Origin of the sequence: uncultured Fluviicola sp., assembly GCF_902168135.1 — a bacterium.
Lineage (GTDB): Bacteria > Bacteroidota > Bacteroidia > Flavobacteriales_D > Crocinitomicaceae > Fluviicola.
The window spans coordinates 149,790-175,919 of record NZ_CABHOL010000021.1 but is presented as its reverse complement, the minus strand read 5'-3'; the positions used below and the strand labels follow the sequence as shown (position 1 = coordinate 175,919).

At 42.6% G+C, this 26,130-nt stretch carries 25 protein-coding genes; 23 read left to right on the top strand and 2 right to left on the bottom strand.

The annotated features are described in order from the left end of the window. Positions 1 to 651: 651 nt before the first annotated feature. The 3 genes from prfB (at position 652) to QZT69_RS08475 (ending at position 2,638) form a co-directional block, all read left to right on the top strand. Positions 652 to 1,734 carry a peptide chain release factor 2 gene (gene prfB, locus QZT69_RS08485; RefSeq protein WP_294673042.1) on the top strand — a complete coding sequence of 361 codons (1,083 nt, stop codon included), beginning with the start codon at positions 652 to 654 and terminating at the stop codon, positions 1,732 to 1,734. 102 nt (positions 1,735 to 1,836) lie between these two features. Further along, complete coding sequence (locus QZT69_RS08480; protein WP_294673039.1) at positions 1,837 to 2,187, top strand: ArsC/Spx/MgsR family protein; 351 nt, start codon at positions 1,837 to 1,839, stop codon at positions 2,185 to 2,187. Positions 2,188 to 2,320: 133 nt separating this feature from the next. Further along, entirely contained in the window at positions 2,321 to 2,638 is a 318-nt protein-coding gene (locus tag QZT69_RS08475) for a phosphoribosylpyrophosphate synthetase (protein ID WP_294673036.1), read from the top strand. A 20-nt stretch (positions 2,639 to 2,658) separates the two neighbouring features. Here the strand turns inward: QZT69_RS08475 and QZT69_RS08470 are convergent, their stop codons facing one another. Further along, on the bottom strand, positions 2,659 to 3,300 hold the full coding sequence (locus QZT69_RS08470; RefSeq protein WP_294673033.1) for a TetR/AcrR family transcriptional regulator: 642 nt from the start codon (positions 3,298 to 3,300) through the stop codon (positions 2,659 to 2,661). Between the two features lie 106 nt (positions 3,301 to 3,406). Between QZT69_RS08470 and QZT69_RS08465 the strand changes: the two genes are divergently transcribed. The 4 genes from QZT69_RS08465 to QZT69_RS08450 all read left to right on the top strand — a co-directional run bounded on the left by QZT69_RS08465 (position 3,407) and on the right by QZT69_RS08450 (position 6,285). Then, complete coding sequence (locus QZT69_RS08465) at positions 3,407 to 3,700, top strand: hypothetical protein (RefSeq protein ID WP_294673030.1); 294 nt, start codon at positions 3,407 to 3,409, stop codon at positions 3,698 to 3,700. After that, a complete protein-coding gene (locus QZT69_RS08460) occupies positions 3,693 to 4,043 on the top strand; it encodes a hypothetical protein (RefSeq protein WP_294673028.1) in 351 nt (116 codons plus the stop codon). Before QZT69_RS08465 ends, QZT69_RS08460 begins: the two co-directional genes overlap by 8 nt. Positions 4,044 to 4,266: 223 nt before the next feature. Then, positions 4,267 to 5,667 (top strand): arginine decarboxylase, encoded by a 1,401-nt coding sequence (locus QZT69_RS08455; RefSeq protein ID WP_294673025.1) that lies wholly within the window; start codon positions 4,267 to 4,269, stop codon positions 5,665 to 5,667. 240 nt (positions 5,668 to 5,907) lie between these two features. Next, positions 5,908 to 6,285 carry a hypothetical protein gene (locus QZT69_RS08450; RefSeq protein ID WP_294673022.1) on the top strand — a complete coding sequence of 126 codons (378 nt, stop codon included), beginning with the start codon at positions 5,908 to 5,910 and terminating at the stop codon, positions 6,283 to 6,285. A gap of 75 nt (positions 6,286 to 6,360) precedes the next feature. Here QZT69_RS08450 and QZT69_RS08445 read toward each other — a convergent pair whose 3' ends face one another. Beyond that, on the bottom strand, positions 6,361 to 6,723 hold the full coding sequence (locus QZT69_RS08445) for a hypothetical protein (RefSeq protein ID WP_294673019.1): 363 nt from the start codon (positions 6,721 to 6,723) through the stop codon (positions 6,361 to 6,363). A gap of 128 nt (positions 6,724 to 6,851) precedes the next feature. On the opposite strand from QZT69_RS08445, the gene QZT69_RS08440 reads away from it, so the two are divergent. The 16 genes from QZT69_RS08440 to QZT69_RS08365 all read left to right on the top strand — a co-directional run bounded on the left by QZT69_RS08440 (position 6,852) and on the right by QZT69_RS08365 (position 26,129). Further along, the gene (locus QZT69_RS08440; protein WP_294673016.1) at positions 6,852 to 8,960 is read left to right on the top strand and encodes an Ig-like domain-containing protein; all 2,109 of its coding nucleotides are present in this window, start codon (positions 6,852 to 6,854) and stop codon (positions 8,958 to 8,960) included. Then, a complete protein-coding gene (locus tag QZT69_RS08435; protein ID WP_294673012.1) occupies positions 8,950 to 9,498 on the top strand; it encodes an ankyrin repeat domain-containing protein in 549 nt (182 codons plus the stop codon). Before QZT69_RS08440 ends, QZT69_RS08435 begins: the two co-directional genes overlap by 11 nt. A gap of 73 nt (positions 9,499 to 9,571) precedes the next feature. Continuing rightward, positions 9,572 to 10,588: an AAA family ATPase gene (locus QZT69_RS08430; protein ID WP_294673010.1), complete on the top strand. Its 1,017-nt coding sequence runs from the start codon at positions 9,572 to 9,574 to the stop codon at positions 10,586 to 10,588. 6 nt (positions 10,589 to 10,594) lie between these two features. Beyond that, on the top strand, positions 10,595 to 11,464 hold the full coding sequence (locus QZT69_RS08425) for a DUF58 domain-containing protein (protein ID WP_294673007.1): 870 nt from the start codon (positions 10,595 to 10,597) through the stop codon (positions 11,462 to 11,464). Continuing rightward, positions 11,461 to 12,375, top strand: a complete 915-nt coding sequence (locus tag QZT69_RS08420) for a hypothetical protein (RefSeq protein WP_294673004.1) — start codon at positions 11,461 to 11,463, stop codon at positions 12,373 to 12,375. Before QZT69_RS08425 ends, QZT69_RS08420 begins: the two co-directional genes overlap by 4 nt. Then, positions 12,372 to 13,397, top strand: coding sequence for a VWA domain-containing protein (locus QZT69_RS08415; protein ID WP_294673003.1), 1,026 nt, complete (start codon positions 12,372 to 12,374; stop codon positions 13,395 to 13,397). Before QZT69_RS08420 ends, QZT69_RS08415 begins: the two co-directional genes overlap by 4 nt. Then, positions 13,390 to 14,514, top strand: a complete 1,125-nt coding sequence (locus QZT69_RS08410) for a VWA domain-containing protein (protein WP_294673000.1) — start codon at positions 13,390 to 13,392, stop codon at positions 14,512 to 14,514. The genes QZT69_RS08415 and QZT69_RS08410 overlap by 8 nt, the downstream gene beginning before the upstream one ends. Beyond that, positions 14,511 to 15,242 carry a tetratricopeptide repeat protein gene (locus QZT69_RS08405; RefSeq protein ID WP_294672997.1) on the top strand — a complete coding sequence of 244 codons (732 nt, stop codon included), beginning with the start codon at positions 14,511 to 14,513 and terminating at the stop codon, positions 15,240 to 15,242. Before QZT69_RS08410 ends, QZT69_RS08405 begins: the two co-directional genes overlap by 4 nt. Then, positions 15,193 to 16,965 carry a hypothetical protein gene (locus QZT69_RS08400; RefSeq protein ID WP_294672995.1) on the top strand — a complete coding sequence of 591 codons (1,773 nt, stop codon included), beginning with the start codon at positions 15,193 to 15,195 and terminating at the stop codon, positions 16,963 to 16,965. The genes QZT69_RS08405 and QZT69_RS08400 overlap by 50 nt, the downstream gene beginning before the upstream one ends. Positions 16,966 to 17,054: 89 nt before the next feature. Further along, positions 17,055 to 17,219 (top strand): hypothetical protein, encoded by a 165-nt coding sequence (locus QZT69_RS08395; RefSeq protein ID WP_294672992.1) that lies wholly within the window; start codon positions 17,055 to 17,057, stop codon positions 17,217 to 17,219. Between the two features lie 152 nt (positions 17,220 to 17,371). Next, on the top strand, positions 17,372 to 19,441 hold the full coding sequence (locus QZT69_RS08390) for a M43 family zinc metalloprotease (RefSeq protein WP_294672989.1): 2,070 nt from the start codon (positions 17,372 to 17,374) through the stop codon (positions 19,439 to 19,441). A 63-nt stretch (positions 19,442 to 19,504) separates the two neighbouring features. After that, positions 19,505 to 20,599: a hypothetical protein gene (locus QZT69_RS08385; RefSeq protein ID WP_294672986.1), complete on the top strand. Its 1,095-nt coding sequence runs from the start codon at positions 19,505 to 19,507 to the stop codon at positions 20,597 to 20,599. Between the two features lie 78 nt (positions 20,600 to 20,677). Next, positions 20,678 to 20,989: a 50S ribosomal protein L21 gene (gene rplU, locus QZT69_RS08380; protein ID WP_294672983.1), complete on the top strand. Its 312-nt coding sequence runs from the start codon at positions 20,678 to 20,680 to the stop codon at positions 20,987 to 20,989. Positions 20,990 to 21,024: 35 nt separating this feature from the next. Continuing rightward, positions 21,025 to 21,294, top strand: coding sequence for a 50S ribosomal protein L27 (gene rpmA, locus QZT69_RS08375; protein ID WP_294672980.1), 270 nt, complete (start codon positions 21,025 to 21,027; stop codon positions 21,292 to 21,294). Between the two features lie 112 nt (positions 21,295 to 21,406). Then, complete coding sequence (serS, locus tag QZT69_RS08370; RefSeq protein WP_294672977.1) at positions 21,407 to 22,678, top strand: serine--tRNA ligase; 1,272 nt, start codon at positions 21,407 to 21,409, stop codon at positions 22,676 to 22,678. A gap of 310 nt (positions 22,679 to 22,988) precedes the next feature. Then, positions 22,989 to 26,129, top strand: a complete 3,141-nt coding sequence (locus QZT69_RS08365; RefSeq protein WP_294672973.1) for a PKD domain-containing protein — start codon at positions 22,989 to 22,991, stop codon at positions 26,127 to 26,129. The last annotated feature ends 1 nt before the right edge of the window (position 26,130 follow it).

The following is a 26,130-nucleotide window of genomic DNA, read 5'->3' as shown; positions in this document are numbered from 1 at the left end:
TTCGGCAGGCCGCTGGCTGAAATGTTAAAAACATTTTAGTTATTATTTATAATAGTTATGTTTATGTTTAGTAAGTTATGTTTATCATTAATTACAGGATTCATGTAAATAAATTCACGTTTATTTTTAGAGGTAGAAAATTTCCATTCCAGCCATAAATTGTTAGGTCAATTAATAAATTGCTGATACTCAACAGGGCATACCAACGTTTGGTGAATTGGAGCGCTGTAAGGTTTGACCCACTAAATATTTAGTACGTGAAAACCCTGAAATAACTTGTTGTTTAGAAGTTTTAATGGTTTACCTTTGAAAAAGTTTCAATGAACCAATTTAGTTGATTTTAACACTTAAAATCAACCGAAAAGATATCGAGTCCATGCTGATTTTGAAATGCAGCACTCAAGGAAGCTCTTACGCAAGAGTTAGTTAGGTTAAGTTGTAGTAAAAAAGGGGGACTGTCTAAAAGTAGACATCCCCCTTTGATCTAAAGAAGCATTCCCAAAGAAATCCATAAAGTATGCTGCGTCCGGTTTCGGGATTATGCTGTGTCCTCAGGTGTTTAAACCCCGGGCAATTTTCGGGATTAATTGTTCAATTCCCCAAATTTCATTTTTGCCTTTTCAATTTTCACTTTTCAATTAACTTTGCGTTATGGTAAACAGTGACCAACTCAAAGAAATTAATCAGCGCATTGATGCGATTGCAAGCTATTTGAAAATTCCTGAAAAGCAGATGCAATTGCGTGAAAGTGAATTGAAAACACAGGATCCCGGTTTTTGGGACGATCCGAAAAAGGCCGAAGCACAAATGAAAGAGATCCGTGGATTGAAATTCTGGATCGAATCTTACACACGTTTGAAATCACAGGCTGAGGACCTGGAAGTCCTGATGGATTTTGTAAAAGAAGGTGCAGCGGAAGAATCCGAATGTGATGAAGCATACGCCTCTTTGCTTATTACGCTGGATGAGGTGGAATTGAAAAACATGCTTTCAGGTGAGGAAGATGCTTTGAGTGCTGTATTGCAGATTACCGCAGGCGCAGGTGGTACGGAGGCATGCGACTGGGCAGGAATGCTGATGCGTATGTACATCATGTGGGCCGAAAAAAGCGGTTACAAAGTAAAAGAACTGAACTTCCAGGAAGGTGACGTGGCCGGAATTAAAACGGTTACTCTGGAAATTGAAGGGGAATTTGCATTCGGTTACCTGAAGGGTGAGAACGGAATCCACCGATTGGTGCGTGTAAGTCCATACAACTCTCAGGGAAAACGGATGACTTCGTTCGCTTCCGTGTATGTTTACCCTTCCGTAGATGATACGATCGAGATTTATGTCAACCCGGCAGATATTACCTTCGAAACTTTCCGTTCAGGTGGTGCCGGCGGACAGAACGTAAACAAGGTGGAGACCGCTGTGCGTTTACGTCACGCACCATCCGGAATTATTATCGAGAACTCCGAATCTCGCTCACAGCTTGCAAACAAGGAAAAGGCAATGCAGTTGCTTCGTTCCCAGTTATATGAGATCGAGTTGCGTAAACGGGCCGAATCACGTGAGCAGATTGAAGCAGGTAAGAAAAAGATCGAATGGGGTTCACAGATCAGAAGTTATGTTTTGGATGACCGTCGGGTAAAAGACCACCGGACAGATTATACCGTAAACGATCCGGATAAAGTATTGGATGGCGAATTATTGCCCTTCCTGAAATCGTATCTGATGATGTACGGTAACTAGACACCAGGACTTTAGGATATTAAGGTTTTAGGACTTGGATTTTTTCCATCCAGCTAAATACAATCTTAAAATCCTAATGTCCTAACATCTTAAAATCCTCTCATGAAAACAATCATATACCACAACAACCGCTGCTCTAAAAGCCGCGAAGGACTTTGTATTTTAGAAGATCTGGGAGCCGATGTGGAAATCCGGGATTACCTGCTCGTTCCGCCAACTTACGAGGAACTGGACAGCTTGTTGAAGCTGCTCAAAGCAAAACCATTGGATATCATTCGTCAGAAAGAAGCCGTTTTCCTGGAAAAGTACACCGGGAAAACACGTACCCGTAAACAGTGGATACAGGCCATGATGAAATACCCGATCCTGATCGAACGACCGATTGTTGTGCGTGGTGACCAGGCAATAATAGGAAGGCCTCCAAGTTTGATCAAGGATTTACTGGCCAAATAAAAACCGCTTGTAGGAAAGAATAAACAGGGATGAAAATTTTTTGTCTCCGCTTTCCCAATCAGGGAATCCGTGGAACTGAATGAATTTCGAACGCTTTTTTCACTATTTTAGTAAGAAATCAAAAAAAGCAATTATGGTACGTGATTACGAAACAGTCAGTGAAGCAGTAAATGATCTAAAGAAACGCGGATACACGGCAGATCTGTCCATGGAGGCGGAACGTGATTGTTTGGTCTGCAGCGGATCCGCAACCGAATTGTCGCCTGATGATTTCAGCATTGATGAAGTGTACCGGTTCGAAGGAATGACTGACCCCGGGGACGAAATGATCGTGTATGCTATTTCATCTGCAAATAAAGAAATAAAAGGAGTTGTTGTAAACGCATTTGGGATTTATTCGAGCTATCGTGCATCGAAATTGGTAGAACATTTATCCAAACATCACAATTAACAGCTTGCGGGAGTTATTTTTCACAGGTAAGTATCCAGGTTTTCAAGCGCTATTTTTATAGTAGCTTCAAGTTCTTCATCCGAACAGGTTAGATAAGGTTTCCAGGACCAAATAGCGCATTCTGCAAAATGAAGATAAGGCGCTGAACCATAGTCGAACAAATCTGAATAGGAGATCCAGCTGTTGTTTCCAATGACAATTTGGGTGAAATAAGCGTCAAATGTTTTTTGTGAGATGTTGGGGAGAATAATATTGCTTGCCTGCAATGCAGACATTGTTTGATCAAACTCTGATTTTCGCTGATCAACCATCTTCCTGAAGCGAACTTCCAGATAATCCATGCGCCGCTTAATGACAAGCCGGTCAGTAAAAATGAAGCGGTATTCCCACATGTTTTTGAAAGTCAGAAACTGAACAGTAAAAGCATGTGTCATAAAGTTTTCGGTTTTCACCTGAAGTAGTTTTTGCGAGCGCATTTCTTCATCATTAAGAAATTGGTCTACAAGCTGTCTGATAATACTGTCGCGGTTTGGGAAATGATAATGAAGGTTACCCAGACTGATTCCCAGATTCTTCGCCAAGGAAGAAGTAGTCACGCGTTCCACACCCTCTGTGTTGAATTGGAGCAAAGCTTGCCTAAGTATTTTATCTTTTGTTTTCATTTTTACGCACCTAAAATTAGCTAAAAATAACTAAATGCTTATTTTTGCAAATTAGCTAACATTAGCTAAAAATGATTTTATTTGGAAACCAATAAAATACAACGGTATGGCTGTAAGACGGAAATGCCCAAAATGTCAGAATTGGAATGGATCTGAGGATTATTGTCAGTTTTGCAATGAAGTCCTTTCACCACTTATCATCGAAGAGATTCGTGAAAAGGAGCGGGAAGAAAGAAGGAGGAATGCGCCTAAAACATCCCTGGATAATTTCATAGACTCCTGGGAAAAATCCCCGTCCTTGTTTCTAAGGATCCTCTATAAAGTTTGTTATACTGTAACAGCTATCGTAATGGGAATAGCATTCTTGTTTGCTTATTTGACAGTGGGATCCAATGGTTAAATATAAAAACAACTATTATTTTTTGGGTGGGACCGTATGGGTCTACCTGCTGATAAAACATGCGGGAATCCGTTATTTACTGCCGGATTTTATGGCATATCATTTAACCGATCTATTGTTCATTCCTTTGCAGCTTTACAGCTGTTTGTGGATAACGCGAATTTTGAAAAGAGACCGGGAGTTGCTTATTCCCTTACGTCTTATTTTGTTTGTGACCGTTTCGATGAGCATTTTGTTTGAATGGTATTTACCTCATTATGGGAGAGGTACGGCAGATTTAGTGGATGTATTGATGTATTTCACAGGAGGTACCATCTTTTATTTCGCTCAGCGCGTTTTATAGTAATTTTTCGGGGTTTTGTGAAAATGAAGTGATTTTTGATTTTTTAGGGGTCAATCCCAATCTTTACCCTACATTTGCACCGAATTATTCCTGGAATAATTGAGTTGGTTTGTAAACTTTTAAGAAAGATTTCCGTAACGCTGGCGCTAACCTTGCTCTGCCGAAGTGGCTACACAAAGGCAAGAGCTTTAGCGAAGGCGCGGAGGAGTGCAACGTTTAGCGAATGAGAACAAAATACATTGACCTTATCGATCAGACATTTGATTTCCCGCAAGATGAATTTCACTTGAGAGAAGATCGTTTGATGTTTCATGGTATTGATTTGATGCGATTAATTGAAGAATATGGCACGCCATTGAAATTCAATTATTTACCTCAGATTTCGCACAATATCCAGAGGGCCAAGGGTTGGTTTCGCGAAGCAATGAATAACTTAGGTTATTCGGGGAACTATTATTATTCGTACTGTACAAAAAGTTCTCACTTTTCCTTTGTCCTGGATGAGGTCCTCAAGAACGACGTCCATATTGAGACATCTTCGGCGTTCGATATCGATATTGTAAAGAACGTTTTAAATGCAGGAAAACTGAAAGAGGGAAGCTATGTTATTTGCAATGGTTTCAAACCGCCGCAGTATATAGAGAATATTGCCGATTTGATTGATGATAAACGATTGAACGTAATTCCTGTGGTTGATAACACAGCAGAAATTCACGACTTGATCGCAGCAACGGGTGAAAACGAACTAAAGATTGGAATCCGGATTGCATCCGAGGAAGAGCCGAAGTTTGAGTTTTATACCTCGCGCCTTGGAATCCGTTACCGGGAAATAGTTCCTTTTTACAAGGCATTTATCCAGGATAATCCGCGTGTGCAAATCAAAATGCTTCACTTTTTTATCAATACCGGGATTAATGATACTTCGTATTACTGGAACGAATTAACAAAGTGTCTGCGTATCTATTCCGATTTGAAAAAAGTGTGTCCGACTCTGGATTCGCTGAATATCGGTGGTGGTTTCCCGATCAAGAAATCACTTGCTTTTGATTTCGACTATGCCTACATGGTCCGTGAGATCCTGATGCAGGTGAAACGCGTTTGTTCGGATAATGACATTCCGGAACCGAATATTTACACGGAATTCGGATCATTTACAGTTGGTGAAAGCGGTGGTGCTATCTTCAATGTATTACACCAAAAACAACAGAACGACCGGGAAAAGTGGAACATGATTGACAGTTCTTTCATGACAAACCTTCCGGATACCTGGGCAATCAACCAGCGTTTCATCATGCTGGCGATCAACCGCTGGAACGATGATTATGAACGTGTGCTGCTCGGTGGCCTGACCTGTGATTCGGATGATTATTACAATTCCGAACAGCATTCGAATGCGATTTATCTTCCTAAATTCGATAAGAATAAACCACTCTATATTGGATTCTTTAATACCGGAGCATACCAGGAAACCATTGGTGGGTACGGAGGCTTAAAACACTGTCTGATTCCGGAGCCCAAACATGTTCTTATTCAACGTGATGAACACGGGAAGATCGTGTCGGAACTGTTTTCCAAGGAACAGACTGCCGATGATTTCATGAAGATTTTGGGTTACCAGCCATAAAATGGCTAAATCGAATTAGTTAGTTGGCTCTAGGTTTTTAGTTGGAATTGTTGTATTTTTCAATCTGAATGAGCGATGTGTTTAATTGTTTCAGAATCAAATGATTTCAGGATTATTGCATTGCTAATTTGAATAAAAAGAGGAATTAAATTCGATTTTAAACGGACTTTACTAAAAGTTTACAGTATTTTTGCACTCTCTTTTAAGAAACGTAAACGAAAAATAACAAATCAGGGAAGAATGACAACACATATTCAGACCATTTACACCGAAGAAAAAACACCGTTTGCTGAATCCGTAAATTCCTGGTTGGAAGGAAAAGGCTTTCATGTTTTGCCTTTTCAGGAGAACGAAGAATTCACTGAAAAGATCGACGCTGTTGTTATTTTTCACGATAATCACAACTTTGATAAACGCACTGCCGAACTGCGAGATCTGTTTGAAGTGCACCAGGCACCTATTCATAAGATCGATTTAAGCGGAACAATGAACGTTGCTTTATCGCATTTATCTTTATTCTTTGACCGCACAAAATGTAAAGATGTATTGTTTATCGGAAGCGAAGGAGTAAAAGACCACCCGAAAATGGAGCTTTTCAAAGAAAAGTGGAACTTGTAATTATAATTATCAATTTCATAATTATCAATTATTAAGAAGTTCCTTCTTGATAATTGTACCATTCATAATTGATAATTACTTGACATAATCTTGCTTCAAAACCAACATATACTGATCACCCTCCAGTTTCGTGTACCCTTGCTCATAACAGAAGAAATAAGTATTTCCCTTTTGGGTTTGATAAGTATTGGTGTAATAATGGAAGTTGAAACCCTCTTCCGCCAATGTGATAGCGTCCACGGTCCGTTTTCCGGTCGGGTTTAAAGCGGCTAAAACACGCCGGTTCTTTCGTAGAATATTGTTGATCCGCCTTACATATTTCGTGGCGTCTTCATTCTGCCTGTTGTTATAGGTGTTCCTGCAATAGTCCGAACAAAACTTTTGATCTTTCCGGCCGCTTAATTTTTGGCCGCATTCAAGACATTTCCGATCCGTCATAGTATCCAGTGATTTCGTGAATTGATGTTGAAAAATAGTCGATTTACACAAAAAGACGATAATAATCTGAAAAATAATTGATTGTTAACTCTTTAAGAGATAGCTTTGCTACTAAAACACTACTGATTATGAAGAAAATCCACTTTTTGCTGTTCGCAATTTGTCCCCTGTTGGCTTTCAGTCAAACAAAGGAAATTGCCTTTGCTGAATTAACACCCGGAAGCGGGATGTTTTTCGGGGCAGTCATGACAACTACAGACATTACTGTAACTGTGCAGGGACCGTCCGATCGCTTTATCGCCTTTGGTTTCGGAACAGGAATGGCAACCGGGAATGACGCTATCATCTGGTCGACTTTGGGAACCGGGGCTGCACCGCTTCAATTACGTGATCACCGGATGATAGGCCAGGGAGTCGAACCCTCTGTTGATGCCCAGCAAGACTGGACCGTTTCATCGAACACAGTATCAGCCGGAAACAGAACCATTGTAGCAACACGTGCTTTAAGTACCGGAGATGCAAACGATGTGACCTTCAGTTTTGCAGCTACAACCCAGAATTTATTTTGGGCGAAAGGACCAAGTGCGACGAATCAACTGCAATATCACGGAGCGAGCAACCGGGCCAGCGGAATTGTCCGAAACTGGGTTGTTCCGGATGTAACGCCGCCAACTATTTCTAGTTTCATACCTGCAGATAATGCTGTTGGGGTTAATGTAAATACAAACCTGACGATTAGTTTTTCAGAAGCGATTTCCTGGGGAACAGGATCCGTAATTCTTTACGACGGAAATGATAACGTGATTCAAACAATCTCTAACGGAACTCCGGGTTCAACGGTTTCGGGAAGTACATTTTTCTATAATCCGCCGGTAAACCTGGTAATCAACACCCCTTACTATGTGCAAATCGACGCTACGGCTTTTAAAGACGCAGCTAATAATTTTTTCGCCGGGATTGCAGACAATGTGACCTGGAATTTCAACACCAATGATATCACTCCTCCTGCTTTGATTGCCTCGCCTTTTGTACCGGCTGATAATTCGATTGGAGTTGCCCTTACAACACCGCTATCCATTACATTCAATGAAGCAGTTCAGGCAGGTTCAGGTGAAATCCAGTTATATGATGGTTCGGGAGTACTCGTTGAAGCTTATGATGTACTTACCAGCCCGCTGATTTCGTTTTCAGGAGCTGTAGTAACTATCGATCCGACGGATTTGGTACCGAACACGAATTATTATGTGAACATCCAGTCCGGCGCAGTGAAAGATCAATTTAACAACAATTACGCAGGATTTACGAATAACACAACCTGGAATTTCAATACCAATGATTTGGTTGCTCCTTTAGCAGTTGCTCCGTTCTCACCTGCAGACGATGCGGTGGATGTTCCTGCAACGGGAAATTTCAGTATCTCGTTTACAGAAGACGTACAGATTTCCACAACCGGTATGATTGAAATTTTCACTTCCGGCGGAACGCTTGTAGAGTCATTCGTTTCCGGATCACCCCAGATTACTGTAAGCGGAGATGTGGTAAACTTTGCGACGACGAACCCACTAACTGAAAACACTTCTTACTACGTAAATATTACTCCCGGATTTATTGAGGATCTAAGTGGGAATGACTTTGCCGGAATTACAACTAATACCTTGTGGAATTTTACGGTTGGTGATTTTACTGCACCTGTAATTTCCAATCTGGACCCGGCAGATAACAGTATCAATGTTCTTTTGGATGTGATCCCGACAATTACCTTCAATGAAAATATCGTAACAGGTTCCGGAAGCTTTTATTTGGTTTGTGAGAATGACGGAACAATCCAGGAATTCAGCACAGCGCTAAGCAACATCACTGTGACTGCTAATTCCGTTGCGTTGAATCAATCCGGATTAACGATTACATACAATTACCACGTCCTGATCGATAATGATGCAGTTATGGATGCGGCAGGAAATGCGTTTACAGGAATATCGGATACAACTGCCTGGTCGTTTAAAGCTGTTTTGGAAACCGGGCTTACCGAACTCAAAAAGGATGAATATTCCTGGAATGGGAAAGAATTCGTGATTAAAACGACTTATTCCTATGGAGAAGTTTTGGATGCCGGTGGAAGAAGAGTTCGTAAACTTGAGACAAACAAAACGGTATTGGATAACCTTCCTGCCGGAATTTATACGGTTCGGATCATTCGCAATAATGAACCTGCATTCCTGAAAATTTATGTGGATTAGATTTATGATTGTTTTGGGCTTCGGCTTGCTTTTGGCAAGTCAGGCCCATTCACAGGATGTGTTCGAAGCTGCACGAACCGGAAACATCAGGCAACTGAAGAAGCTCATTGCACTGAATAAAGACACTATTCAGAAAATGAATCACATGGGATTTGATCCCTTGATGATTGCGTGTTACCGCGGACAAACCAAATGTGCTGAATTCCTGGTACAGAGTGGAGCGGATGTCAACAGACCTTCTCCTGAAGGAAGTGCATTGCAGGCGGCATGTTATCAAAATAACACGGAGCTTGCCGCTGTATTGGTGAAAGCAGGTGCTAATCTGAATGTGCAGGGTCCGGATGGAAATACGGCTTTGATGTATGCGGTTTTAAACCAAAATGAGAAACTGGTGAAAACGCTGGTTGAAGCAGGCAGTGATTTAACCAAAAGAAATACGGATAATCAAACAGCTTATTCCCTCGCAATGACTCAGCCCAATACCGAAATCCAAAAATTGGTGAAGACTGAGAGTGTCCAACCCAGTCCGGGCAAGTGACTTAACATAATTTAACAGCAATTGGAAAGCCAAAAGCCCATTCTTTCACATATTTGCGACCTTAGGCTTAAAGATGATGGATATACCTAATTTATCTCCTTCCGAACAGTTGCAGGTAGTTGCAAATGAGATCAAAACGGAAGGATTGAAATACGACTTATTGCGACGAGAAATCGGGAAAGTAATTGTGGGACAGGAGAACATGGTTCGAAGTCTCTTAATCGCTTTGCTTGCCGACGGGCACGTTTTATTGGAAGGTGTTCCGGGACTCGCAAAAACACTGGCAATCCGTACACTTTCGAGTGCTGTTTCGGGAGAGTTTTCCCGCATTCAGTTTACGCCGGATTTACTACCTGCCGATGTGACAGGAACTTTGATCTATCAGCAGAAATCCGAACAGTTTGCCGTAAAAAAAGGACCGATCTTTGCCAATTTCGTTTTGGCGGATGAGATTAACCGTGCCCCTGCAAAAGTTCAGGCAGCCCTATTGGAAGCCATGCAGGAACGCCAGGTTACTATCGGAGATTCCACTTTTGAGCTGCCAAAACCATTTTTGGTCTTAGCTACGCAAAACCCGATCGAGCAGGAAGGAACATACCCGCTTCCGGAAGCCCAGGTGGACCGCTTTATGCTGAAAGTCTTTATGGGATATCCGTCCAAGCAGGAAGAACAGATGATCCTGCGCTCAAACGTAAGGCCGGAAGGATTGGAAAAGGTGTCGCATGTGATGCACCCGGAAGACCTGATCAAAGGAAAGTACTTAACACGCTCCATTTACCTGGACGAAAAAGTAGAACGCTACATTGTAGATATTGTTGATGCTACGCGTAATCCTGCTACAGCCGGAGTTTCCGAGATTTCGAAATATTTGGCGTACGGAGCCTCGCCTCGTGCAACCATTAACCTGGCATTGGCTGCAAAAGCAAATGCATTTTTGGAACAGCGTGGTTTCGTCATCCCGGATGATGTGAGAACCGTTGCGATGGATGTACTTCGTCACAGAGTAGGCTTGAATTATGAAGCTGAAGCAGACGGAGTGAAACCGGAGCAGATCATCGAACGTTTACTGCAGCGGGTAGAAGTTCCATAAATCGGTATGGATAAGGAAGCCTTACTAAAGCGTATTCGTACCATCGAGCTTCAAACTCGCGGTATGACCGAGCAAGTATTCGCAGGACAATACCAATCTGCGTTTAAAGGACGCGGCATGTCGTTTAGCGAGGTGAGGTCTTATCAGGTCGGGGATGACGTTCGGACTATCGACTGGAATGTGACGGCGCGCTTCAGGGAACCTTTCGTTAAGATTTTTGAAGAAGAGCGGGAATTGACCGTTTTGTTGATCATTGATGTTTCCGGCTCCATGTATTTCGGTCAGGGAAAAGACTCGAAAATATCTTTGGCCGTTGAATTGGCCGCTACTCTGGCATTTTCAGCAGCAAAGAAAAACGATAAGGTTGGAGCACTCTTTATTTCGGATGAAGTAGAGTACTACGTTCCGCCCAAAAAAGGGTTCGGACATGTACATTTCCTGCTGCGGAAGCTCATTAACCTGAAACCGAAATCCGGGGGAACAAGCCTGGATACCGGGTTGAAATATGCCCGGAATATTTTCAAGCAACGAAGTATTTGTTTTGTGATCAGTGATTTCTCCCAATCGGAAATGAGCAAAGAAGGATTCGCAAATACCGCCCGGAAGCACGATGTGGTAGCTCTTGGCGTGAGTGATCCGGGAGAGGCAAATCTTCCGAATGTGGGCTTTGTACGTTGGCTGAATGCCGAAACCGGAGCTACCAATTGGATAGACAGTTCTTCCGCGCAGGTTAGAAAGGATTACGAAAAAAAATACCAGCTTCGAAAAGAAAAGAATGAAGCCTTTTTCCTGCAATTGGGAATTGATGCCGCATTCTTCGAGGTCGGGGATCATGTATATTTACCATTGCTTCAACTGTTCAAACGCCGAAAATGAGAGTACTGCTTTCCATAGTGGCATGTTGGTGTTTTGCAGCGGGATTTGCACAAACAAAACGCGTTTACTGGGCGGAAGATTCCGTTCGTATCGGTGATAAGGCAAAATTGACCATCCTGGTAAAGCACAAACCGAAGCAGTTTGATTACAATCCGATTTCAGACGTATTTATCTGTGATGTCAGCCACAAGGGTCAAATGCTATGGAAGCCGGGCGGAGAATTGGAAATAGAATCGTTTAAGGATACTACGTATACCAGCAACGGGATCACGTATTGGAAAGGAACATATACATTGATCGCCTGGGATTCTGCCAAGTACCGTTTACCGGAGTTGTGGATGAGCTGGAAAGATTCCACTTTCTCGTTTCGGGCACCGAATCTGTATGTGGGCTTCGTGAAGAAGAAGGTAAAAGACGGGATCGAAGAAATTCCCATCGAACCGGAAAACGATTATTGGAGATGGATCAAAAAATACTGGTGGGCCATTGTCATGGTGGTAATCGGAATCATCATTGTAATTCTTTGGAACAAGCGCAGAACGATCAAAAAATCGGATGAACTGAGTTTGCGGGAACGGACACTGCAGGCTATTCAGCAGCTGCGGAAAAAGGAAGATTGGCTTCATGGAAAAACCAAATCCCATTATGTGGGGTTTTCGGCGATTCTGAAACAGTATTTGAGTTCGCGGTATGAACTGAACCTGATGGAACGCACAACTTACGAGACGATCGCTTTACTGAAAATCAAAGGTCTTGACCGCGAGATAGTCCGCAGAATTGAGGTGCTGTTGAGAGAATCAGACATGGTAAAGTTTGCCAAAACGGAGTTGAATGACATGCACATTCGTTCCAGTTTATTCCGTTTAGAAGAAATAGTCACCGAATTAAGTCCTTTGGAAATCCCTGAATGAGCCGTTATTTCAACATATTTTTTTGGGAATATGATTTCTACAATCCGCAGATGCTGTGGCTCTTGCTGGCTATTCCGGTTTTGTTGTTTTTGTGGGAATACCTGCAGAAAAGCCGCGCAGGTCAGTTGAAATATGCGAATTCCGAGCAGGAACAGCTGTCCTATTCCGTTGGTTGGGTGCGCTACGTCCGCTGGGGAATCAATGCCTTTTACGCACTTTCGATGGCTTGCCTGGTTTTAACGCTGGCAGAACCTTATAACACGTCGATAGATCCTCCGAAAATTGATTACAAGAACGGAATCGACATCATTTTATCCATTGATGCTTCAGGTTCGATGCTGGCACAGGATTTTGATCCGAACCGCCTGGAAGTGGCGAAACGTGTTGCTAAAAAGTTCGTGGATTCCCGGAAAGGTGACCGCGTAGGATTGGTCGTTTATGAAGGCGAAGCTTATACGGCTTGTCCGGCAACGTTGGATTACAAATTATTGAAGGAACAAATCGCTGCAATCGAGCCAGGATATTTGGAACCCGGAACTGCAATCGGAAGTGGTTTGGGAGTTGCTGTAACCCGTTTGAGAAGTGACAGCCTGGTTTCCAAGGTGATTATTCTCTTAACCGATGGAAGCAGCAATACCGGCCCGGACCCGATGGAAGCAGCTGAACTGGCAAAAGCAAAGAACTGTAAAGTTTACACAATAGGCGTGGGAGCAAATGGTATGGCCCCGACTCCGGTCCAAACTCCTTTTGGGATTATTTACCAGAACGTTCCGGTAGAAATTGATGAAGGAATTCTGAAAGACATTGCCAAACTGACGAATGGAAAATACTTCCGGGCGCAGGACGAGAAATCACTGGTAAAAATCTATGCCGAAATTGATAAATTGGAAAAGCGGAAAATGGAAGACCAGCATTTGGCTGCAGAACCTCCGCTAACGCTGTTTCCTTTTTTTGTCTGGAGTATTTTATTTTCAATAACAGCCTGGAGCGTGCAGCGCCTCAAATTCAAACTGGATGATTAAGAAGAATACATATAGTCATTTGGTGAGGTTACTGCTCATTTCGGAAGCAATCTGGTGGTCACTGGTGCTGCTCTGCTATGTACTTGTTCCTTTCGACAGGTGGGGAGTGAAACTGCTTCACAGCGAAGTACTCGGATTGTGGATGATTATTCCCGTTTTAGCTGCTGTATCCTGGATACAATGGAATTGGAAAGCAAAAATTTATGAAGAATACTCCGGTTACGGAGCCACACGGATGTTGTGGGTGAAATTCGAACCGTTGAAAGCATTTTTGCATTATTTCCTGTTGCGGAGCACTTATTTCTTCATCGTTCTGGCTATGGCTCAGCCTGTTGCAGGGTCGCGAAAAGTGAACGGTTCAAAACGGATCCTGGATTTGGTTATCTGCCTGGATATTTCGAATTCCATGAATACCAAAGATATGGGTGGGAACCAAACCAGCCGTTTAACGGCGGCTAAACATGCCGTCGGGGAGTTGTTGAACCAGCTGAAAGGAGAAAGGATTGCAGTAGTGGTTTTTGCCAATGATGCCTATACACAGCTTCCGCTGACAATGGATTATGGTGCTGCAAAATTGTTCGTTCCGGATATTGAAACTTCCATGATTTCCAGTCAGGGAACGAATATCGGACGGGCACTGGAAGTAGCGCAGGAACAGTTTAAAGACACGGAGTCCGGGAAAGCGATCCTGGTGATTACAGACGGAGAAGATCATGAGGCGCTTTGGAAGAAACAGCTCGAAGAATTGAAGAAAAAACAGGTAGAATTGGCTTATTTAGGTCTGGGTTCCACCAAGGGAGGACTGATACCGAATAATCCGTACGATGAATCAGAAGGTTACAAACGGGAAGGAGGAGTGGCAGTTGTTTCCAAAATCGATAAAGACGGATTAAAGCGCATGGCCGGTGAGTCAGGAAGTATTTTAGTAACTTCCGATAGCCCGTTCCCGAATATCTATGATATCGCCACAAATTACAAGAACACCAAAAATAAGCAGGTCTTAAAAGTGGAATTTAAAGTAGATAAAAACTATTTTTATATCCCCGCAATACTCGCGCTTTTGTCTATGATTTGCTACTTCTTTTTACCCATCATTATTAATCCCGATAAGTCATGAAAACAGCATTGATGATCTTTCTGTGTGTTTTCGCTTTCAAGTCTTTTGGGCAGGAATGGAAAGAAACACTCAACGAAGCCAGAACTTTATACAAAAAAGGAAACTACAAGGAAGCGTTAAAGTATTATAAAAGAGCCGAACAAATAGCTCCAAATGACGTAGATTTGTCACAGGAGATTGGTCAGACTGCATACCGTGCGAACGATTTTAAGACGGCCGCAGAAAACTTTGAGCGTCAGGCGAATAACGCTGAGACGAAAGAAAAAGAGATTCGGGCCAGAACAAGTTTGGGAGAATCCCGTATGAAACAGCAGGATTTTCAAAGTGCGGTGGATAATTACAAGCAGATCCTGAGAATGGATCCTGATAATGAAAAAGCAAGACAACGATTGGTTGAAGCAAAAAGATTATTGGAACAACAACAGAAGCAGCAACAAAACAAACAAGACAAAGAGAATAAAGAACAGAATAAAGACAACCAGAATCAACAGAATCAACAGAATCAACAGAATCAACAGAATCAACAGAATAATTCAAAGGATAAACAACAAAACCAAAACCAGCAAGATCAAAAGTCTCAACAACAAAAGAGCGAACAAAAAAAATTACAGGATAAAGAAACCGAGCGCAAACTCGATGAGTTTAGCAAGCAGGAAATGAATACGAAGAAAAGATTGGATGGTTCAAAAGGTACTACAGGTGGAAAAAGTGCAAGAAAAGACTGGTAATCAATGGCAATTTTTATTGCTTTTGTTCACGCTTGTGAGCCAGGTTTCTATTGCCCAAAAACCGGTGGTTGCTCTTACTTCCGATAAGAAAGAAGTGGGAGTGAGCGAGCATATGGGCTTTACCATTACTTCCAATGTGGAAGGCTCCATGAAAATTGATTTCCCGGTAGAATTTGAAGTGGATCTGAACGTCATGCATGGAATGGAACAGAAAATGGATCCGAGCGGTAAGATCAAAACTTACTACTACATGCAGCAAACCGGTTCTTTCAAGAAAGAAGGAACCTATTCTTTCTACGCCTATACCACTTACCGGAATAAAGTCTACAGATCGAACAAAATCACGATCAAAGTCAACGAAGCTTCGGAAGATGACAACAAAGTCAATTCCAACGATCCTGTTTTCGGATTTATCCAATGTAAAAAAACAAGCGTTTACGAAGGAGAACCGATTTTACTGAAAGCGAAAGTATTCTCTTATATCAATATCGAATACCTGGAAGGTTACTCCGATTTCAAAGCGGATCTTTCCATGGAAGAGCACGCCTTCCCGAACGGACGCGTAGAAGTAGAGCAGACGCGTGTAAACGGAAAAGATGCCCTGGTATTTGAGTACGGGAAACAGCTCCTGATTCCTGTCGGAACCGGGAAATGCCACATCAAACCATACGAAATGGCCCTGCGCTGTCACGGATCGCTGTTTTCCAAGACCATACGCTTCCGTTCTTCCGGTCTAACGATCAATATTAAACCTTTACCCGGAAATGCTCCGAAGGATTTCATCGGTGCAGTAGGGGAATACCGCCTTTCTCAAAAAAATCCTGCCAAAGAAGTAAAAGAAGGAGAAGTATTTACATTGGAACTCATTGTTTCCGGTGTAGGGAACCTTCATAATTCCAACGCTCCGAAATTGAAATTGCCGAAAGGTTGTTCTATTTACGGTGATCCGGAACGAATCGAAGATATTGAGTTTACGGAAAGCGGGGCTGAAGGAATGATTACTTACCGGTTCAATATCCAGGTATTGGAAGACCACGACCTGGCATTCACGGCTCCGTCAGTGAGTTATTTCGATCCGGAAAAGGAAAGATATGTCTCTATCAAAGGAAATGCATTCCATATCAACGTGATCCCGGATAAGAGCTTTAACCCGGTAGTTTTGTCGGATCCGACTGCAGGAACACAAACAGACATGGTTGATCTGAAAACTCAGCAGACAAAAAGCTCAGAAACAAAAGCAAGCTCATCTTCCAAATCCAAATTCTGGGTAGGAATTGTTGCTCCAACCAGTTTATTGGGACTTTTATTCCTGTTTTTGGCAGTGAGAAAACGCAAGAAAAAGGAAGCCGATAAAGTGGAAATTTCGGAAACAGAAGATCTTCCGGGAAAGCCCGTTTTCCTAAACGAAGTCAAACCGGAAGTACCTGCAGCAGTGATCGATTATTGGAAAGATGCTGAAATGCACCTGGAGGACCCGAGTGTATTTGCCATTGTTTTACCTAAAGCAATCATCCAGCGCATCGAACAATGTGAAAGATGCAATTTCCAGTCGCGTGAGAAGGCTTTTGACAGGTTACTGGATACCAATCCTGAAATAGCAAAAGGTCTGCGTGAGATTATCGAAATGTGCGATCAGTACCGCTATGGATTTGGCGCTGAGCACTTAGAAACGAGAGTTATTTTGGCAAACGCGGAAAACTTACTGAGCCAATTACCTTCTTAAGGTCTTTTTTTGACAGAAAAGTTGTTTTAAAAAGATTCACTTTTGATTTTTTTACTACTTTTACCCCACAAAACACAAATTAATAGATCATGAGCATTTTTGGTATCGTATTGTTTCTTTTGATCGGAGGTATGGCATTTTGGATGTTATTATTCCTTTTGGGATTTGTACTTCCTTTTTGGATTTCATTGGGAATCAACCAACAAATGCGTCCGAAGCGTGTATTTGAAAAAGACGACACAGAAGCAAACTAATTTTTGCGCACTATATTACAAGACCCTGACTTTCGAAAGAAACGTCAGGGTTTTTTGTTTTCAATTAAAACGCATGACTAAAAAATGATGAAAGGCAGAGAACTTTTCAATTGAAGCGTTTACCTTTGTTTCACTTACTACTTGCTATAAACATGAAAGGAATCCTTCTGTTCGTTACTGCATTTGCCTGGTTGAATGCATTTTCTCAAAATATGCTGCATTGCGGAAGCGATGAAATGGAATACCAATTATTCCTGGAACATCCTGAATACCGGCAGGCGTTTGAACGTTCCAAAAAGCAATTGGAATCATTTACCAAACAGTTCGAACAAAACCCTGTAAAATCCGGGGCCACCTATATTATTCCGGTTGTATTCCACATCATTCACAATAACGGACCGGAGAATATCAACGATTCGCAGATTCACGATGCCGTGGAGCAGGTCAATCTCCAATACCGGAAATTGAACCCGGATACCAATCAAATCGTTTCGGCATTTCAATCCATTGCTGCCGATGCACAGATTGAGATCCGTTTGGCGCAGATCGACCCGGATGGAAATTGTACTTCGGGAATTACGCGGACAGTTTCCACCTTAACTTACCCGGGAGACCACCAGGTAAAAGACCTGATCCATTGGCCGCCCGAAAAATACCTGAACATCTATGTGTGTTATGATGCTGCCGGATTAGCCGGTCATGCACTAATGCCTGCCGCTGCAGATACGATACCGGAATGGGATGGAATTGTAATGCGTCATGATTATGTGGGAACGATCGGAACATCGGATTACTTCAAACGAACAGTCCTTTCGCACGAAATCGGGCATTATCTGAACCTGTACCATATTTGGGGCGGGAATAATGTTCCCGACTTCTATTATTTACCGGTGGGTAGTGCAGGAAATTGTGCCTATGATGATGAGGTAACGGATACGCCCAATACCATTGGCTGGTCTTCCTGTAATTTAAATGCGAATTCCTGCAGCAGTTTGGACAATGTACAGAATTACATGGATTACGCTTATTGCGCATTGATGTTTACCGAAGGTCAAAAAGTAAGAATGCACGCCGCTTTGAATTCCCCGGTAGCACAACGGAATAATTTGTGGACTCCTGCAAATCTTGCCGCTACCGGAACGGATGATTTAAGCAACCAGCTTTGTGAAGCAAAATTTGAAGCGGCTAAACGTGTGATCTGCCAGGGAGATTCCGTTTTGTTTAAAGATGTCTCTTCGCATGGTGTAACGAGCCGATTGTGGAATTTTGAATCGGGAACCGTCAACGGATCTTCTACCGATGATACGGCAATTGTTGTTTACAACCAGGCGGGCACATTTGATGTTATGCTTACTGTAAGCAACGGAACAGATACACTTGAGTTGACACTTTCGGATTACATAACTGTGCTTCCGGCCGTTGGTTCCGACCAGGGAATTGCGGAGGGTTTTGAAACCACCCTGGCTGATTTTTCCGACAAGTGGAATGTACGGGAAGTGGGTCAGCCCTATAACTGGGAAATTTCAAACACCGGTTTTCAAAGCAGCCAATCGGCGATGATCAACAATTTTGAAGGCGGAGCAAACCAGGTATATGAGTTCTTTTCCGACCCGGTGGACCTTTCCGGATTCACCACTTTAGCCGTGGCTTTTGACTGGGCTTATGCACAGCAGATTTCCAGTAATACCGATCTGTTTCGCATATTTATTTCGAATGATTGTGGGGAGACCTGGGTAACTAAAAAGACATATGCAGGAACCAGTACGCTGAAATCCGTGAACCAGTTTGTAACTACCCCCTTCACTCCGGTTTCTCTGGCAGAATGGGCGAGTGATACGGTGTTGATAAGCGGAGCAGCGAACTTCACCGACCATACGCAGGTGAAATTCCGTTTTGAATCGAAAGGCGGGAACAACTTCTTTTTAGACAATATCCGCATTGGAAAATTGAATGAATTGGGATTGCACGAAGTAGGTTCTGAAAGATTCATGGAAGTTTATCCGAATCCGGCAGGGGGAACCACCCTGTTGAGATGGGAAAAACAAGTGAATCCGAAACGGGTTCAATTAGTGGATGCACAGGGAAGAATTGTTTATGAAAGGAGTGATTTGAAAGATTTGAATGCCCTTTCGATTCCTCTGGAAGGATTGGATTCCGGATATTATTTGGTGAAAGTAAGCGGAATAGATGGCCTTCTTTCGTTGCCATTGATAGTAGAATAAAAGGTTTCGTTGAAGAGTGAATAGTCGTTTTTTTGTCTATTTTAGACATAAATTGACTATCCAATGAAGCACCTTTTCGTTTTTCTCTTCTTAGTTTTTGTTCCAAAGATCTACGCGCAAGACACCCTGTTTAAAGCAGATCAAATCGGAAAACCAGAATACACTCAATTGGTGAGTTCCGATCGCATTTATCCGGTGATTAAAGGAATAGAAGAATCCTACATCGAGTTGCTTCCTACTGATTATTTTCACATGAATTACCGCTATGACACGATTAAAATCGAATTAATCCGTGCAGACGGAAAACTGAAATTGAATTGTTTGAATTGCATGTATATGCAGCTTGGCTTAACTGATAGTTCGGTGTTTTACATTGAAAGCGGGGCAGACCGTGTTGAATTTGACTGGCAATTGATGGCTAAACCGAATGGTGGAAGCGGACCTCCGTTAAAAGAAAAGCAAAAGCTGGATGAAACATTTGGCTATGTAAAACTAAAAAACAGGTTAACCCGTTATGTGCAAATTCAGAAAGATCCGCCATTGTTCTTAGCATTTCTCGATCGGAATTTTAACGGAAGAATTGACTCCACCGATTATGTTTCTCTATCAGAAACAACCTATTTCCCAACTGCAATCAATTCACGGGTAAATCTGGTTGGCAGAGTAGATACAATTTCTACCGATTGGTGGGATGCCACTTTTCAATTGGTTGATGACAAAGGTCAATTTGCGTTGCATAAAATCAAAGATTCTGTATTTTCACCAGCTTTATTGTTTTCAAAGGCAATTGGAAACTTCCAACTGGATAGTTTGACCGATCTGAGTTCGTTTTTGAAACGTTCAGACAAAGATTATACAATCATAACCTTCTGGAATGAGTATTGCCCGAATTGCATCAGTGAACTGGATTCACTTGAAAAACTTCAGGAACGCTTTCAGATTCTGACGTTTTATAACAGGGATGATTTGCAGAAACAGATGGAAAAAGGATCCTGGACATTCAATACCTATCTTAGCAGCCGTTTTGCAGAAGAAGCCTTCCGGCTGAATGGAATGCCGAACTATTGGGTTCTTGACAAACAAAGAGTTTGCTTGTTAAAAACAAGAAATTATTCGGATTTGAAGGTCTTTTTAAGTCAGTCGGAGAGTTTCAGGTAAGAAAAAACCTTTCAAGATGTTGATTCTTAAAAAAGTTTACTATCTTTGCCCTCCAAATTAAATTTTAAAACATCTGTTATGTACGCAATAGTAGAAATAGCAGGGCAGCAATTTAAAGTGCAAAAAGACCAAAAGATCTTTGTACACCGTTTGGATGCTGAGACAGGATCAAAAGTAGAATTTGATCGTGTTTTATTGGTTGACAACGGAGGAAAAGTGAACATTGGCGCCCCGGCTATCGCAGGAGCATTAGTTACTGCTCAAGTGAATGATCACGTTAAAGGTGATACAGTTATCGTTTTCCGCAAAAAACGCAGAAAAGGATACGTGAAAAGAAACGGACACCGTCAATCTTTTACACAAATTACAATTACAGATATTAAAGGGTAATTCTCTGTCAGTAGACGGATAAAAAATTAGAAAACATGGCACACAAAAAAGGAGTCGGTAGTTCTAAAAACGGTCGCGAATCAGAAAGCAAACGTTTAGGAGTGAAAATTTTCGGTGGACAAATGGCAATCGCGGGGAACATCATCGTTCGTCAACGCGGAACTGCTCACCACCCTGGAAATAATGTGGGTATTGGAAAAGACCATACATTATATGCATTGACTGACGGAACAGTTGAGTTCCGTAAGAAAAGAGATAATCGTTCGTTTGTATCGGTAGTTCCATTTGAAACTGCGGAAGCTTAATCGAATAATATAGATTTTTTGAAAAGGCGAGTTCCGACAGTTTCGGGATTCGCCTTTTTTTATTTTAATTTTACCAACTCCCGGAATTTAATCCGGATTTAATTCAATTCGTATGTTAGAAATGACTAAAATCCGCGCTGAACGTGATGAAATCATCACTGCATTGAAGAAGCGCAACATGGACGTGACAGAGACTATTGATGCAATTATTGCAAAAGACCAGCAATGGCGTGCAGCAAAAACATCCATGGAATCCATTGCATCCGAATTGAATAAGATTGCCAAAGAAATCGGTGAGTATTTCAAAACCGGTAAAACGGCGGAAGCAGAAGCCGCTAAATCAAAAACTGCTGATTTAAAGCAGGAAGAAAGCCAGTTAAAAGAGCAGGTAGATGCACTGGAGAATGAAATTACAAACTTGCTTTATCAAATTCCGAACGTTCCGAATGCATTGGTTGTTGCCGGAAAGAACGAAGAAGACAATGAAACGGTTGAAGTAGTGGGCGAGCCTGCTGTTTTGCATAAGGGAGCAGTTCCGCATTGGGAATTAACCAAGAAATTCGACCTGATCGATTTTGAACTGGGGGTGAAGATCACCGGAGCCGGATTCCCGGTTTACAAAGGAAAAGGAGCAAAATTGCAGCGTGCATTGATCCAGTTCTTCCTGGAAGAAGCGGAGAAAGCAGGTTATGAAGAATTCATTGTTCCTCACGTAGTGAATGAAGCGAGTGCATATGGTACGGGACAGCTTCCGGATAAGGAAGGACAAATGTACCACATGCCTGTTGACGATTTATACATGATCCCGACAGCAGAAGTTCCATTGACAAATATCTACCGCGATGTCGTGCTTCCGGATGAGAATTTCTCCATCAAAATGACCGGTTACACTCCATGTTTCCGTCGTGAAGCGGGAAGTTACGGAGCACATGTGCGTGGGTTGAATCGTTTGCACCAATTTGACAAAGTAGAAATCGTACGCATCGAACACCCGAGAAATACGGAACGTGCCCTGACAGAAATGGTGGACCATGTAAAAGGCTTATTGGAAAAATTGGGTCTGCATTACCGTATTTTGCGTTTATGTGGCGGAGATACCGGTTTCGCTTCGGCAATGACTTATGACTTCGAAGTGTATTCCGCAGCACAGGAAAAATGGCTGGAAGTAAGTTCTTGCTCCCGTTTTGATACCTTCCAGGCAAACCGTCTGAAATTGCGTTTCAAGGGAAGTGATAAGAAAAATTACCTGGCACATACCCTGAACGGTTCGGCTTTGGCTTTGCCAAGAATTATGGCATCCATTATGGAAAATTACCAAACACTGGATGGCATTGAAATTCCGGAGGTATTGCATAAATACACCGGATTCACAAGAATCGATTAATTAAATTCAATAGTTGAATGAATCGCACGGTAGAAATATCGTGCGATTTTTTTTAGTAGCCGGTTTCGGGTAAGATCCGAATGTCAAATATTCATTTGTATACCCGAAATATTCATGCAAAAGGGTAATTGATACAACAATTGTTTTAGCGTTTTTAGTTTGATTTTAGTGGATTTACAGGTCAAATTGCACTTACTGCAAGACCAGTGCCATTTTTTCATAGATTAAATTAAATTACGATCATTTTGTTTAAAATTAGACACCTCGTCTTTTTTTACGTCATTTGAACGTTGAGTTTAATGACTGTATTATGAAGACTAAGACGCCACTCCATCGTGCGCTGAACTTATTGTTTGGTGCATGTATTTTCGTCCCTTTTATTTCCTACTCGCAGTATTGCGATTCTATTACGCCGGCTTTCGTGGTAGATTTATCCGCAACTCCTTACATGACATGGGTGAGTCCAAACACAGACAGGGACGGGTTTTGCTGTGGAGCTTCTGCTCCGGATAAATGCCTGGAATTTATCATTACTTTACATCCTAATTCGTCGGCTATTGTATTTAATATCGCCTCAGGAGCAGTTCCGCCCGGAGCATTGTTCTATCAAATCGATTGTGGGGCACCTACACCTGTCGGTTCTCCTATTTGTTTATACGGACCAGGTCCGTTCCACCTTACGTTTTGTAAGCCGGGTAACAATTTCAATACCTTTTCGATAGAGACAATACCAAACCCGATATTCGGACCGAATCTTACCCTGGGTGACGGATGTTCCGATGAATTATGGGTCCAGTTTTACGATGAAACTACGATCACCTGGAATAGCATTAATCCGGGAGCTCCCGGATCGCAGAATGGCTTGCTATCCTGCACTGCAGCTTGTGATACGGTATTGGCTTTAAATAATTCACTGGCTCCTCCGGTGGTAGATTACCTCGTTTGCGGAATGGCTGCAAACGGATGTACTACCGAACCGATCTGCGATACGATGACAGTTACTTTTGCTCCCCCTTTAAGTGCAGCAATTTTTGCTCCTGACACCATACTTTGTCCGAATGAATCAACAGTTTCCGCAACAGCTCAGGCTTCCGGAGGAACTCCCCCGTATACTTATTTATGGTCTGACGGTACGAGCACAGCAGCTGCAAATCTGGGAGTCGGGACACACACGGTAAGTGTTACCGATGCAACAAATTGCATCATTCGGCAAGCCAGCGTGACCATTACACAATTGGCACCTCCGGTGGTAGATGCAGGTGCAAATGTCGATGTGTGTCTCAATTATATCGGGGCAATTACCTTAACTGCTACGGCTTCGAATACTCAGGGTGTGCTGTGGTCAGGAGGATCCGGAACATTTTCACCGAGCGATACCTCCATGGTGGTCGATTATTTGCCGGGGGCAGGGGAATTAAATACCGGAGCCATTCAGATACAGATAGAAAGTGTGAACAATACAGGCTGTCCGGAAGCATCCGATAGTACTCAAATTATCTTTAACCCGGTATTGGAATCGGTTTTGATCGAAACGCAGGATGTTTCCTGTTTCGGTATGACCAACGGAACGGCAATGGTAACCATGTCCGGATTGACCGGGCCATATTCATTCGCTTTCGACGGTGGAGCTTATGCTTCTTCCAATTCGGCTTTGAACCTGGCGCCGGGCCAGCATACGGTAAGTATCCTGAATTCGATGGGTTGTGATACCCTGCTTTTCTTTGATATCAATGAACCGCCGCTGCTTCAGCTGAGTGAAGTAAGCCGGACAAACGTTTCTTGTTTTGGTGGTTCTGACGGATCGATCAACGTACAGGGAATAGGAGGGGTCGGCACATATTCATACAGTTGGGACACGAATCCGGCCCAAACAACCGAAACTGCAGTTGGTTTGATTGCCGGAAATTATACGGTAACTGTAACCGATCAAAATGGCTGCACCAGTAACATGGCTTTGGCGATCAGTGAGCCTTTACCGCTAATGAATTCTTTTACGATTGTCGAGCCAACCTGTAACGGGTTTAATAACGGTAGTATCCAGGCTTTGGTTTCAGGTGGAACGGCTCCTTATTCTTACAATTGGAATACAGGTGGAACCGGTACATCCATTAGCGGGCTTGCCTCCGGAAATTACAGTATCATCATTACAGACCTAAATGGCTGTTCCATGAGCCAAAGTGTTTTTGTTGCTCAGCCTGCTCTATTGGCAATACTTATTTCGCCAGACACAGCTATTTGTCCGGGAAGTCCGATAACGCTTGCAGTCCAGGTAAGTGGCGGCACAGGGGCTTATTCTTATAATTGGATGCCTCAGACAGGATCCGGATCGCAATTAGTGATTTCACCGCTCGTTCAGACAACTTATACCTGTAATGCATCCGATGCGAATGGCTGTGCGATCGGGGCTTCTGCTACAGTTTTCATGATTGCTTTGGATCCGGCAGATATTTATGCTTCTATTTCGGATCCGATTATTTGTTTGGGGGAAGAGGTCGTAATTACCGGAGCTTATACGGGCCCGGACCAAACGGTTGTACTTTCCTGGGCGCACTGTACTTCTTGTCCGGTTACACAAAACATGACACCCGCGGCAACTACCACTTACATCCTTTCAGCGGTAAACCAATGTAACCAACAAATTGCAGCAGATGTAACGGTAGTGGTTTCCGAACCACCTGTTGTCAGCCTGGACCCGGATTTGGGAGCTTATTGCCAGGGAGAGTATTTCTCGGTGTCGAATTCCGGGACGAACGATCCTTCATGGACCTACACCTGGACTTTTGAAGATGGTACAATTTCTCACGATATGTCAGCAGTACACGTGTTTAATACGCCCGGACAGTTTGAAGTTTCTTTGACAATCATTAACGAATACGGTTGTCAGAGTGCGGCTGCTTCGAGTGGTTTTTTAACGGTTAATCCGCAGGCTACTGCTTCGTTTGATTCGGATAAAATAGAAGTAACAACTATTGATCCGGTATTCCATTTTACCAACACATCTCAAAATGCTTCGGAATATGAATGGCATTTCGGGGACGGTGATATGACTTATGTGACAAGTCCGACACACAGTTATGATACTTACGGTCAGTTTACCGTTACGCTGAATGCCAATAATCAGTATAATTGTCCGGACCAGGCTCATTTGGCAGTCACTGTCAAGCCTTCTTTCGAATTGTTTGTACCGAATGCATTTACTCCGGATGGGGATGAATTCAACAATACGTTTACGGCAAGCGGATACGGGATTTTAGAGACAGATTTTAGCATGGAAATTTATAACCGCTGGGGCGAATTGGTCTTCGAGTCACACAACATGCAAATTGGCTGGGATGGTTCCTATGCCGGAACGGAGCGTGTTCAGGACGGAACATATACCTGGGTCATCCGTTTCAAGGATTTGACCAATACCTTGCATGAGAGAAACGGGCATTTGAGTTTACTTCGGTGAG

Coding starts and splice junctions, on each gene's coding strand:
- prfB (WP_294673042.1), top strand. CDS start 652: ATGGTAAACAGTGACCAACTCAAAGAAATTAATCAGCGCATTGATGCG.
- QZT69_RS08480 (WP_294673039.1), top strand. CDS start 1,837: ATGAAAACAATCATATACCACAACAACCGCTGCTCTAAAAGCCGCGAA.
- QZT69_RS08475 (WP_294673036.1), top strand. CDS start 2,321: ATGGTACGTGATTACGAAACAGTCAGTGAAGCAGTAAATGATCTAAAG.
- QZT69_RS08470 (WP_294673033.1), bottom strand. CDS start 3,300: ATGAAAACAAAAGATAAAATACTTAGGCAAGCTTTGCTCCAATTCAAC.
- QZT69_RS08465 (WP_294673030.1), top strand. CDS start 3,407: ATGGCTGTAAGACGGAAATGCCCAAAATGTCAGAATTGGAATGGATCT.
- QZT69_RS08460 (WP_294673028.1), top strand. CDS start 3,693: ATGGTTAAATATAAAAACAACTATTATTTTTTGGGTGGGACCGTATGG.
- QZT69_RS08455 (WP_294673025.1), top strand. CDS start 4,267: ATGAGAACAAAATACATTGACCTTATCGATCAGACATTTGATTTCCCG.
- QZT69_RS08450 (WP_294673022.1), top strand. CDS start 5,908: ATGACAACACATATTCAGACCATTTACACCGAAGAAAAAACACCGTTT.
- QZT69_RS08445 (WP_294673019.1), bottom strand. CDS start 6,723: ATGACGGATCGGAAATGTCTTGAATGCGGCCAAAAATTAAGCGGCCGG.
- QZT69_RS08440 (WP_294673016.1), top strand. CDS start 6,852: ATGAAGAAAATCCACTTTTTGCTGTTCGCAATTTGTCCCCTGTTGGCT.
- QZT69_RS08435 (WP_294673012.1), top strand. CDS start 8,950: ATGTGGATTAGATTTATGATTGTTTTGGGCTTCGGCTTGCTTTTGGCA.
- QZT69_RS08430 (WP_294673010.1), top strand. CDS start 9,572: ATGATGGATATACCTAATTTATCTCCTTCCGAACAGTTGCAGGTAGTT.
- QZT69_RS08425 (WP_294673007.1), top strand. CDS start 10,595: ATGGATAAGGAAGCCTTACTAAAGCGTATTCGTACCATCGAGCTTCAA.
- QZT69_RS08420 (WP_294673004.1), top strand. CDS start 11,461: ATGAGAGTACTGCTTTCCATAGTGGCATGTTGGTGTTTTGCAGCGGGA.
- QZT69_RS08415 (WP_294673003.1), top strand. CDS start 12,372: ATGAGCCGTTATTTCAACATATTTTTTTGGGAATATGATTTCTACAAT.
- QZT69_RS08410 (WP_294673000.1), top strand. CDS start 13,390: ATGATTAAGAAGAATACATATAGTCATTTGGTGAGGTTACTGCTCATT.
- QZT69_RS08405 (WP_294672997.1), top strand. CDS start 14,511: ATGAAAACAGCATTGATGATCTTTCTGTGTGTTTTCGCTTTCAAGTCT.
- QZT69_RS08400 (WP_294672995.1), top strand. CDS start 15,193: ATGGTTCAAAAGGTACTACAGGTGGAAAAAGTGCAAGAAAAGACTGGT.
- QZT69_RS08395 (WP_294672992.1), top strand. CDS start 17,055: ATGAGCATTTTTGGTATCGTATTGTTTCTTTTGATCGGAGGTATGGCA.
- QZT69_RS08390 (WP_294672989.1), top strand. CDS start 17,372: ATGAAAGGAATCCTTCTGTTCGTTACTGCATTTGCCTGGTTGAATGCA.
- QZT69_RS08385 (WP_294672986.1), top strand. CDS start 19,505: ATGAAGCACCTTTTCGTTTTTCTCTTCTTAGTTTTTGTTCCAAAGATC.
- rplU (WP_294672983.1), top strand. CDS start 20,678: ATGTACGCAATAGTAGAAATAGCAGGGCAGCAATTTAAAGTGCAAAAA.
- rpmA (WP_294672980.1), top strand. CDS start 21,025: ATGGCACACAAAAAAGGAGTCGGTAGTTCTAAAAACGGTCGCGAATCA.
- serS (WP_294672977.1), top strand. CDS start 21,407: ATGTTAGAAATGACTAAAATCCGCGCTGAACGTGATGAAATCATCACT.
- QZT69_RS08365 (WP_294672973.1), top strand. CDS start 22,989: ATGAAGACTAAGACGCCACTCCATCGTGCGCTGAACTTATTGTTTGGT.